A 10,592-nucleotide genomic window follows, 5' to 3' on the forward strand; every position below is an offset into this window, starting at 1 on the left:
GCTCCTAATGAGCGGCATTTTTTATCATTAAAGAAAAGATCTAATCACTATTAGTCACTGATAATTAACTATTCGAAAGCCACTTAAACTAAAACCTAATATATGAGTTTATTCTGATTATCTAATATTTGATTACTTAACCTTCGGTTATAAATTGTTAGATTTTTTATTTTTTACAATGACTTATATTACCATCCTGGATATTTATGGTTTGAAGACGTACGGAACCAACTTTGGAATACTAAACAAGAGATCATCACAGCTTCAAGTGCATTTTGAGCTTCGAGTAGTGATGTGTTTCTACCCATTTTAGCTTGGGTAATCTAAGCCAACATCTTTTCATTGAATCATCGACAGCCTACCAATAATGAGCTCCACTTTTTAGTGTAACAATTGAACACGTTAGTTTTCATTACCCCTTTTTCAGCAGGCGCTTAGGCTGCTAATATTCCTTGCTTTGTGTTAACTCGTTCCTTTCCTTTATGCTACAATCGCGCGAGTTTATATAAGAGAAAGAATAGGACAAGCTGTGACTTCGTCTCCGGAAAAAGCAGATAAAAATAACCATGTAGCGAATACCAACGCGACATCGGATTCCGCTGCAGATCAAGCTAATCAAAAAAAGCAAAACAACAATCAACAAGCACCTAAAGCTAGCGCATCTCAAAATAGCCCAGCCTCTCTTCGTAAGGCCTTAAATGAATGCATGATGCGCGACCGCTTCCGTCTAAGTAAGCGCATTTCTGGTGCAAGCCGTATTAAGAACGAAAAATCCAAGCATGCTGTTTTCGATGAAATCGCATTAGACATTGCCCAGTCGATGATGACGGCAACCCAGCGTACTGCGCAAAAACCAACCATTGCATACCCAGAGATTCTCCCTGTTAGCCAAAAGCGCGATGATATTGCGAAAGCCATTGAAGAAAACCAAGTGGTTATCGTGGCGGGTGAAACGGGTTCGGGTAAGACCACTCAGCTTCCTAAGATCTGTTCTGAGCTTGGCCGCGGCCGCTTTGGCCTAATTGGTCACACTCAACCTCGTCGTCTGGCTGCGCGTTCGGTTGCGAACCGTATTGCTGAAGAGATGGAAACCCAGTTGGGTGAATTTGTTGGTTATAAGGTTCGATTCAACGATCAGATTTCTGACAACACACAAATCAAACTGATGACCGACGGTATTCTACTGGCGGAGATTCAACACGACCGTTTCTTAAATCAGTACGACACCATCATTATCGATGAAGCGCACGAACGAAGCCTGAACATCGATTTCATCATGGGTTACCTGAAAGAGTTGCTACCAAAGCGTCCTGATTTAAAAGTGATCATCACGTCGGCAACCATCGACCCTGAGCGTTTCTCTAAGCACTTCGACAATGCACCAATCATTGAAGTGTCGGGCCGCACTTACCCAGTAGATACGCGCTACCGTCCATTAGGTGGTGACGACAGCGATTCAGATCGTGACCAAATGGAAGGTATCTTCGAAGCGGTTGATGAGCTGTGTGATGAAGGTTTGGGTGACATCCTGATATTCATGAACGGTGAGCGTGAGATTCGTGATACGGCAGATGCGCTAAGTAAGCGTAATCTACGTGATACTGAGATTGTGCCTTTGTACGCTCGCTTGTCGGCGGGTGAACAGAACCGTATCTTCCAGTCACACACGGGCCGTCGCATTGTACTGGCAACTAACGTGGCAGAAACCTCGTTAACCGTTCCGGGCATCAAGTACGTAATCGACCCTGGTACTGCGCGTATCAGTCGTTACAGCTACCGCACCAAAGTACAACGTCTACCGATTGAGCCGATTTCTCAAGCGAGTGCGAACCAGCGTAAAGGTCGTTGTGGTCGTGTTGCTGAAGGTATCTGTATTCGCTTGTACTCTGAGGAAGATTTCGAATCCCGCCCAGAATTTACCGATCCTGAGATCCTGCGTACCAACCTAGCGTCGGTTATCCTGCAGATGACGGCACTAGGGCTAGGTGACATTCAAGCATTCCCATTTGTTGAAGCGCCAGATAAGCGCAATATTCAAGATGGTGTAAGACTGCTTGAAGAGCTAGGTGCAATTGCTTCGGGCAAACCGAGCAATAAGACCAAGAACCAAGGCGACGATACTAAGAAGCTAACGGCAATTGGTCGTAAGTTATCGAAGCTGCCGATTGACCCGCGTTTAGCGCGCATGGTTATCGAAGCGCCAAACAACCGTTGTCTACACGAAGTGATGGTTATTGCGTCTGCACTTTCAATCCAAGACCCGCGTGAGCGTCCATCAGACAAACAGCAATCGTCTGACGACAAGCACAAGCGTTTCTTCGACAAAGACTCAGACTTCATCACCTTTGTGAACCTGTGGGACTACATCAAGAAACAGCAAAAAGCGCTGTCGAGTAACCAGTTCCGTAAACAGTGTAAGCAAGATTACCTGAACTACCTGCGTATTCGTGAGTGGCAAGATGTCTACTTCCAAATTCAACAAGCAATGCGTGAACTGGACGCTAAGCTCAACGACGAACCGGGCAGCTACGATGGTATTCACATTTCATTGCTATCAGGTTTGCTTTCTCACATCGGTATGAAAGACCAAGAGAAGAATGAATACCAAGGCGCACGTAACGCACGCTTCCATATCTTCCCTGCGTCTGGCCTATTTAAGAAACAGCCTAAGTGGATCATGTCTGCTGAGCTGGTGGAAACCTCAAAACTTTGGGGCCGTGTGATTGCTAAAATTCAGCCTGAGTGGATTGAACCGTTAGCGAAGCACCTAATTAAGCGCAGCTACAGCGAACCACACTGGTCGAAGAAACAAGCGGCGGTAATGGCACACGAAAAAGTGATGCTTTATGGAATTCCAATTGTTCCGAAACGCCTAGTAAACTATGGCGCGATTGACCCAACGATTAGTCGCGAGTTGTTCGTGCGTAGTGCACTGGTTGAAGGTGAATGGGAAACCAAGCACGCGTTCTTCAAACAGAACCGCAAACTTCTACAAGAAGTGGAAGAGCTAGAGCATAAATCACGTCGTCGTGACATCTTGATCGATGATGATGAACTGTTTGAATTCTACGACCAGCGCGTAGGCGAAGAGGTGGTTTCGGGCCGTCACTTTGATACTTGGTGGAAGAAAACCAGCAAAGAGACTCCAGAGTTGCTCAACTTCGAGAAATCGATGCTGTTCCGCGGTGATGCGAGCCCCGTTACTGATTTAGACTATCCGAACTTCTGGCACCAAAATGGCCTGAAGTTAAAACTGAGCTACCAGTTTGAGCCGGGTGATGACAACGATGGTGTAACGGTGCACATTCCGCTGCCTATCTTGAACCAAATCGACCAGAACGGTTTTGATTGGCAGATCCCAGGCCTACGCCAGGAATTGGTGGTTAGCCTAATCAAGTCACTACCCAAGACACTACGACGAAACTTTGTACCTGCGCCAAATTACGCCGATGCATTCTTGGCTCGTGTGACACCGCTTGAAGCGCCGCTACTGGATTCTCTTGAGAAAGAGCTACGCCGCATGACGGGTGTAGAAGTGGTACGAGATGACTGGAAGTTAGACCAGATTCCAGAGCACTTAAAGGTAACATTCCGTGCGGTGGATCATCGCAAACGTAAGTTGAAAGAACACAAAGACTTATATGAACTGAAAGAGAGCCTGAAAGACAAAGTTCAAGAAACGCTTTCTAAAGTTGCGGATGATGATATCGAGCATCAAAACCTGCATACGTGGAGCTTTGGTGAGTTACCAAAAGTCTACCAACAGAAGCGCGGTGGCTACGATGTAAAAGCCTTCCCAGCGCTGGTGGATAGCAAAGACAGCGTAGAGATCAAACTGTTCGAAACGGAGCAAGAGCAGATCTCGGCAATGAAATCGGGTCAGCGTCGTTTGATCTTGTTGAACGTGCCGTCACCAATTAAATATTTGCACTCGAACTTACCGAACAAATCGAAACTTGGTTTGTACTTCAACCCATACGGCAAGGTTCTCGATCTAATCGATGACTGTATCGCTTGTGGTATTGATAAGCTCATCGAAGAGAAGGGCGGTTTGGTTTGGGAACCTGAGCAGTTTGAAGCACTTAAAGAACACGTACGTGCAGAATTGGGGGATACCGTGGTTGAGATTGCTCAGCAGGTAGAAACCATTCTTACTACCGCATTCAGTATCAGTAAAAAGCTAAAAGGGCGTGTTGACCTTACCATGGCATTTGCACTTTCTGACATAAAAGCTCAGGTAGAAGGCTTGATTTTTAAGGGGTTTGCCACAGAGTGTGGATGGAAACGTTTGCCAGATATCCTACGCTATATGAAAGCAATCGAACGCCGCATGGAGAAGCTGCCAATTGACCCTAACAAAGATCGTTTGCATATGATCAAAGTTGAGTCAGTAATGAGTGATTACAAAGAGCTACTGAATAAAATTCCAAAAGGGATCGCGATTCCAGAAAACGTAAAAGAGGTGCGTTGGATGATTGAAGAGCTTCGCGTAAGCTTCTTCGCACAGCAACTCGGTACGCCTTATCCAGTGTCAGATAAGCGTGTTAAAAACGCAATCGATGCTTGCTAAAGGAATAATGCTAGACGCAATGGCAAGGTTTGGGTATAAATCTTGCTTGTTGCATTACTAATTGAATAGTTATTACATACAGGGCGGCTTGGTGGCAATTTATTACCACTCAAGGCCTGCCACTAGGACGAAAAAGGTCGAATATGAAAAAAACGTTATTGGCACTAGCACTGCTAGGTGCATCTTCAACAGCAATGGCTGATTCTTGGTTGTACGGCGGTGTAATGGGTGGTCAAAACTCATTAGGTAACGAAGAAGAAACAGCAATGGGTATCCACGTGGGTACAGGTATTCTGCCACTTATCGGTGTTGAAGCAGGTTACTGGGATCTAGGCTCTTTCGACAGCGTTAAGTACGGTAAACGTAATCTTACAAACCTAGATGCAAGCACTGCTTACCTAGCAATTAAACCAAGCATCGACTTCGGTCCTCTTCACGTATACGCGAAAGGTGGTCTTCACTCTTACGAGCTGAAGGGCGACAACTTCAAGCAAGACGACGTTAATATCATGTACGGTGTAGGCGCAGAATACTTCATCTTTGGTCCTCTTTCTATAGGCGCTAGCTACCAAAACTTCAAAATGAAAGATGACGACTCAGGCGTATTCACGCTAAACGCAACTATTCACCTACTGTAATTAGTCGCTAAAGAGTTCGTAAGAATTCATAAAAAAATGCCAGCTTAATTGCTGGCATTTTTGTATCTGTTCATGTGTTTTTCACACTAGAAAGCGGAAGGTTACTTTTTGCTGTCGAGAATCTGTTGGATTCTTGGGTTCAGCGCTTTACCGTGCTTGCTTTCGTACTCTTCACGCTTCAAATCATTCAGGTTTTTCACTGAGTTTGCGGCTAGTAGAAATTGTGGTAATTCCGTTTCAAGCATGCCTTTCTCGTCTAAACGTTTTGCTTCTAAATAGTACTTTTTAAAAAGGCCATCAAGCTTGTTTTCCGCAGTGCGTTTCAAGTCATACAACTTATTTTGAATTAGCCATTTCTCTATCTTGTTCGCAGCAGTGCGAGACAATACTCGAATGCGGCTATCCAACAGCTCTTCTTCTGTTAGAGAGTCTTTCAGAATCCAAAGCTCACCCATTTGCGGTGGCCAGCTGTTACCAAGCTGAATACGCTCATGACAGTGCATTAGTACACGGTTAAGGCCGGCAGAATCGACAGAGTTAGCAAATTCAATGAACTTACCGCTTGGCTCACTACCGTATTGGTATTCCCACTGAGTCTCGTACACGCTCAAGAATGAGCCGAACACATGGATACACCAATCAGTCAGTTCTAGTTCTGCAGGATCTTGGTCAACGACTGGTACTTTTTGATTTGAGCCAGTGTCTGATTCAACAACAGGTACCGATGGTGACGAAACTGACGGTAAAACTTCTGGAGCGACTGTAGGTGCAGGATCAGAAGGTTGGCTTTTTGCCTTTTTGAATGAGCTGCTGCCTGAAGCGTTCAGATGGGCTAAGCTTTTGTCGATACCCATTTCCTTGAGCTTGTCCTGCATTTCCTGAATATTGAGAGGTCTTCTGCTGTTGTTGTCTTTCATTTTGCTTCTCGTTAACTAACCAGTACTGCAACTTAGATTCGATGCGAGAGATTGGCATGAGTTCATTGGCTTTGGCTTTATACCAGAGGACAAATTTTTTCCATATCAAGCTATGGTCACCAGCAAGGCCGGAGAATTTAAACGCACGTTCCGCCCAATTTGGAATGATTTCTTCATCCAAATCATGAGTGGAAATCGTGTTACTTGTCATTGAGCCTCGACCTTGTGGGCGAGGGGCATGCTGCACGTTTTGCATTGGCACCGGAGCAGGCTGAAACTTAGGTGCAGGTGCAGGTGCAGGTGCAGGTGCCGTAGAGTAGACCGGAATACTATTGACCGGTTGTTCCTCAACGGGCGTCGCAGCTTGCTCTTTCTCAATGAGCATTTTGAATACGTGGATCTCTTTTTGATCTCGATAGTCTACTTTTATCTTATCGAGAATACCTTGGTCGACTAAGCACTTAAGGCAGTCGGCTAAACCAAACGTAGAGAGAGCACAAAGCTGACTTGCCGATTGTAGGCACACATTGGTATAACCGGATTCATCCGCACCGTCTGCAAGCATCAATAAAACAAGCTTTTCCGCTGGGCTAGAAGTCTTCACTTGCCAAGCTAAATAAGAATATTTGGCGCTCAATATCGTGTTCTCAAAAAAGGTAGGTCGTTGACTCTATTGTAAGTCACCCCTTACCGAATTTATAGCAACTTAACAGAAAACCACACCAGTGTGACAAATATTAACCATAAGGAGAGGCTTGCCCCACAAAGGCAGCATGAATAGGCAATTGTTTCATAGCACGATCACATGCACGTCGCACTTTCACTATTGATATTTCTCCTACCTATTCACAAATTGATTTCACAGATTTCAATGAAATTCTGTTTTCTAACGTTAAATTTGCCGTGTTTTTAGGCAATAACTTGTTCTTTTAGCGATTCAATTTGGCATTGGTTGCGTGTTTGATTACTATGTGTAGCTATCTAAAAAAACTAATCAGCCGATACGGACACTACCAACTGGTAGATGAGGAAATGATGCAACATCTAGAAGAGATCATTGCTAATGCAACGACTGCTATTGATACAGCAGATTCGTTAGTCGCACTTGATGAAGTGCGAGTTCAGTATTTAGGTAAGAAGGGTGAGCTCACTCTTCAACTACAAAGCCTAGGTAAACTTCCACCTGAAGAGCGTCGCACTGCTGGTCAAGAGATCAACAAAGCGAAAGGTGCTGTTCAACAAGCGATCGCAGCTCGCAAAGACGCACTACAACGTGCAGAGCTTGAAGCGAAACTAGCTGAAGAAACTATCGATGTGAGCCTACCAGGTCGTCGCATTGAGAACGGTGGTCTTCACCCAGTTACTCGCACAGTTGAGCGTATCGAACAGTTCTTTGGTGAGCTTGGTTTTAACACTGAGTCTGGCCCTGAGATCGAAGATGCATTCCACAACTTTGATGCACTAAACATCGCAGACGATCACCCAGCTCGTACTGATCACGATACTTTCTTCTTCAACCCTGATCTAATGCTACGTACGCACACTTCTGGTGTTCAAATCCGTACGATGGAAAACGGCAAACCGCCATTCCGCTTCATTGCTCCGGGTCGTGTTTACCGTAACGACTACGATCAAACTCACACGCCAATGTTCCATCAAGTGGAAGGTATGTTAGTTGATGAGAACGTAAACTTCGCACAACTTAAAGGCATTCTTAACGATTTCCTTTGTAACTTCTTTGAAGAAGAAGTTGAAGTGCGTTTCCGTCCTTCATTCTTCCCGTTCACAGAGCCTTCAGCTGAAGTTGACGTGAAACGTAAAGATGGCAAATGGCTAGAAGTTCTAGGCTGTGGCATGGTTCACCCTAACGTACTTCGCTCTGTTGGCATCGACCCTGAGAAATACTCTGGTTTTGCATTCGGTATGGGTGTAGAGCGTCTAACGATGCTTCGTTACGGCGTAAATGACCTTCGTGCGTTCTTCGAGAACGACCTTCGTTTCCTTAAACAATTCAAGTAATCCGGGGCAGTCGAAACTATGAAATTCAGTGAATCTTGGCTACGCGAGTGGGTTAAACCTGCAATTAACAGCGAAGAGCTAGCTCACCAAATCACTATGGCTGGTTTGGAAGTTGACGATGTAGAACCTGTTGCTGGTGAATTCACCGGCGTTAAAGTAGGTAAAGTGGTTGAGTGCGGTCAGCACCCAGACGCAGACAAACTACAAGTAACTAAAATTGATATCGGCGAAGAAGAGCTGTTAGACATCGTTTGTGGTGCATCTAACTGTCGTCTTGGCCTAACTGTAGCAGTAGCAACAGTTGGCGCAGTGCTGCCTGGTAACTTCAAAATCAAGAAAGCAAAACTACGTGGCGTTCCATCGCACGGCATGCTTTGTTCTTTCTCTGAGCTAGGTATCGACGTAGAGTCTGACGGCATCCTTGAGCTGCCAGAAGGCACAACGCTAGGTATGGACGTTCGTGAGCTTCTTGAGCTTAACGACGTAACTATCGACGTAGACCTAACAGCAAACCGCGCAGACTGCTTCAGCATCCGTGGCCTTGCTCGTGAAGTTGGCGTACTAAACCGCGCAGACGTTACAGAGCCAGCAGTAGAAGCTGTTGCAACAAGTATTGAAGACACAGTGTCTGTTGAAGTTAAAGCAACTGATGCTTGTCCACGTTACCTTGGCCGTGTGGTTAAGAACGTAAACGTGAAAGCGGAAACACCAATCTGGATGCAAGAAAAACTGCGTCGTTGTGGTATCCGTTCAATCGACCCAGTTGTAGACATCACAAACTACGTGATGCTAGAGCAAGGCCAACCAATGCACGCATTCGATCTAGCTAAGATCGAAGGTGGCATCGTGGTTCGTCTAGCAGAGCAGGGCGAAAAACTAACACTTCTAGATGGCAACGAAGCTGAACTAAACAGCAACACGCTTGTTATCGCCGACCACAACAAAGCACTAGCAATCGCTGGTATCTTTGGTGGTGAAGAGTCTGGTGTAACTACTGAAACAACAGACGTACTTCTAGAAGCAGCATTCTTCGCACCGGATCACATCCGTGGTCGCGCACGTGCTTACGGCCTACACACAGATTCTTCTCTACGTTTCGAGCGTGGTGTTGATTCAACACTTCAGCTAGCTGCTATGGAGCGTGCAACACAGCTTCTAGTTGATATCTGTGGTGGTGAAGTTGCGCCAGTAAACGGCAGCGAATCTGAAGCTGATCTACCAAAAGCAAACGTAGTATCTCTACGTCGCGTTAAGCTAGACAGCCTACTAGGTCACGAAATCCCATCTGAAGACGTGGTAGAAATCCTAACTCGTCTAGGCTGTGAAGTAGAGACAACTGAAGCAGGTTGGACGGCAACGTCTCCATCTTGGCGTTTCGATATCGCAATCGAGCAAGACCTAATTGAAGAAGTAGGTCGTATCTACGGTTACGATAACATTCCAAACCAAGCGCCTAAAGCGGCACTTAAAATGAATGACCACAAAGAAGCTGACCAACCGCTTAAGCGCGTTCGTGACCTTCTTGTAGACCGTGGCTACCACGAAGCAATCACTTACAGCTTCGTAGAACCAGAACAGCAAAAACTTGTTGTACCTGGTGTTGAGCCGCTAATCCTGCCATTCCCAATTTCTGCGGACATGTCAGCAATGCGTCTTGGCCTAATCCAAGGTCTTCTAAACACAGTGGTTCACAACCAGAAGCGTCAACAGTCTCGCGTTCGTCTATTCGAATCAGGCCTACGTTTCATCCCTGAAGAAACAGCTGAAAACGGCATGCGCCAAGAAATGATACTTGCGGGCGTTATCTCTGGTACTCGTGGCGAAGAGCACTGGGACGTTGCAACTAACACAGTTGACTTCTTCGACCTGAAAGGCGACCTAGAAGCCGTTCTAGAGCTAACAGCGAACGAGAAGGCTTACAGCTTCAAAGCCGCTAAGCACCCAGCACTTCACCCAGGTCAAACTGCAGCTATCGTAGTAGACGATAAAGAAGTGGGTATCATTGGTACTGTTCACCCAGAACTAGAGCGTAAGTTTGGTCTAAACGGCCGTACTATCGTATTCGAAATCGAGTGGGCTGCTATCAACACTCGCGTGCTTCCAGAAGCAGTAGCAGTATCTAAGTTCCCTGCAAACCGTCGTGATATCGCAGTTGTTGTTGACGAAGCTGTAGCTTCTGGCGACATCGTAGAAGCGTGTATCGCAGCTGGTGGCGAATTCCTAACAGACGCTAAACTGTTCGACGTTTACGTAGGTAAGGGCGTAGAAGAAGGCAAGAAGAGCCTAGCTATCGCACTGACTCTACAGTCTGTAGAGCGCACACTAGAAGATGCAGACATCGCTGGTTCAGTAGATGCTATCGTAGCTTCAATCTCAGAGAAATTTGGCGCAGCACTTCGCGACTAATCTCCTCTGATAGATAGAAAACCAAAGGCCTCGCATTGCGAG

General features: G+C 45.8%; 5 protein-coding genes. 4 read left to right on the forward strand and 1 reads right to left on the reverse strand.

What is annotated here, in order from left to right; translation table 11 throughout:
* The first annotated feature begins 529 nt into the window (after positions 1-529).
* Positions 530-4,570 carry an ATP-dependent RNA helicase HrpA gene (gene hrpA, locus ACTRWI_RS21110; protein WP_499133696.1) on the forward strand — a complete coding sequence of 1,347 codons (4,041 nt, stop codon included), beginning with the start codon at positions 530-532 and terminating at the stop codon, positions 4,568-4,570.
* A gap of 143 nt (positions 4,571-4,713) precedes the next feature.
* Entirely contained in the window at positions 4,714-5,208 is a 495-nt protein-coding gene (locus tag ACTRWI_RS21115) for an outer membrane beta-barrel protein (protein WP_499133697.1), read from the forward strand.
* A gap of 101 nt (positions 5,209-5,309) precedes the next feature.
* Here the strand turns inward: ACTRWI_RS21115 and ACTRWI_RS21120 are convergent, their stop codons facing one another.
* Positions 5,310-6,125, reverse strand: coding sequence for a hypothetical protein (locus tag ACTRWI_RS21120; RefSeq protein WP_499133698.1), 816 nt, complete (start codon positions 6,123-6,125; stop codon positions 5,310-5,312).
* 1,035 nt (positions 6,126-7,160) lie between these two features.
* On the opposite strand from ACTRWI_RS21120, the gene pheS reads away from it, so the two are divergent.
* Together pheS and pheT are read left to right on the forward strand one after the other, a co-directional pair.
* Complete coding sequence (pheS, locus tag ACTRWI_RS21125; RefSeq protein ID WP_004741591.1) at positions 7,161-8,144, forward strand: phenylalanine--tRNA ligase subunit alpha; 984 nt, start codon at positions 7,161-7,163, stop codon at positions 8,142-8,144.
* Positions 8,145-8,162: 18 nt separating this feature from the next.
* The gene (pheT, locus tag ACTRWI_RS21130) at positions 8,163-10,550 is read left to right on the forward strand and encodes a phenylalanine--tRNA ligase subunit beta (RefSeq protein ID WP_499133699.1); all 2,388 of its coding nucleotides are present in this window, start codon (positions 8,163-8,165) and stop codon (positions 10,548-10,550) included.
* Positions 10,551-10,592 lie beyond the last annotated feature (42 nt).

It is taken from the genome of Pseudoalteromonas sp. G5_S1_14_S5 (assembly GCF_054968605.1).

Coding starts and splice junctions, on each gene's coding strand:
- ACTRWI_RS21115 (WP_499133697.1), top strand. CDS start 4,714: ATGAAAAAAACGTTATTGGCACTAGCACTGCTAGGTGCATCTTCAACA.
- ACTRWI_RS21120 (WP_499133698.1), bottom strand. CDS start 6,125: ATGAAAGACAACAACAGCAGAAGACCTCTCAATATTCAGGAAATGCAG.
- pheS (WP_004741591.1), top strand. CDS start 7,161: ATGCAACATCTAGAAGAGATCATTGCTAATGCAACGACTGCTATTGAT.
- pheT (WP_499133699.1), top strand. CDS start 8,163: ATGAAATTCAGTGAATCTTGGCTACGCGAGTGGGTTAAACCTGCAATT.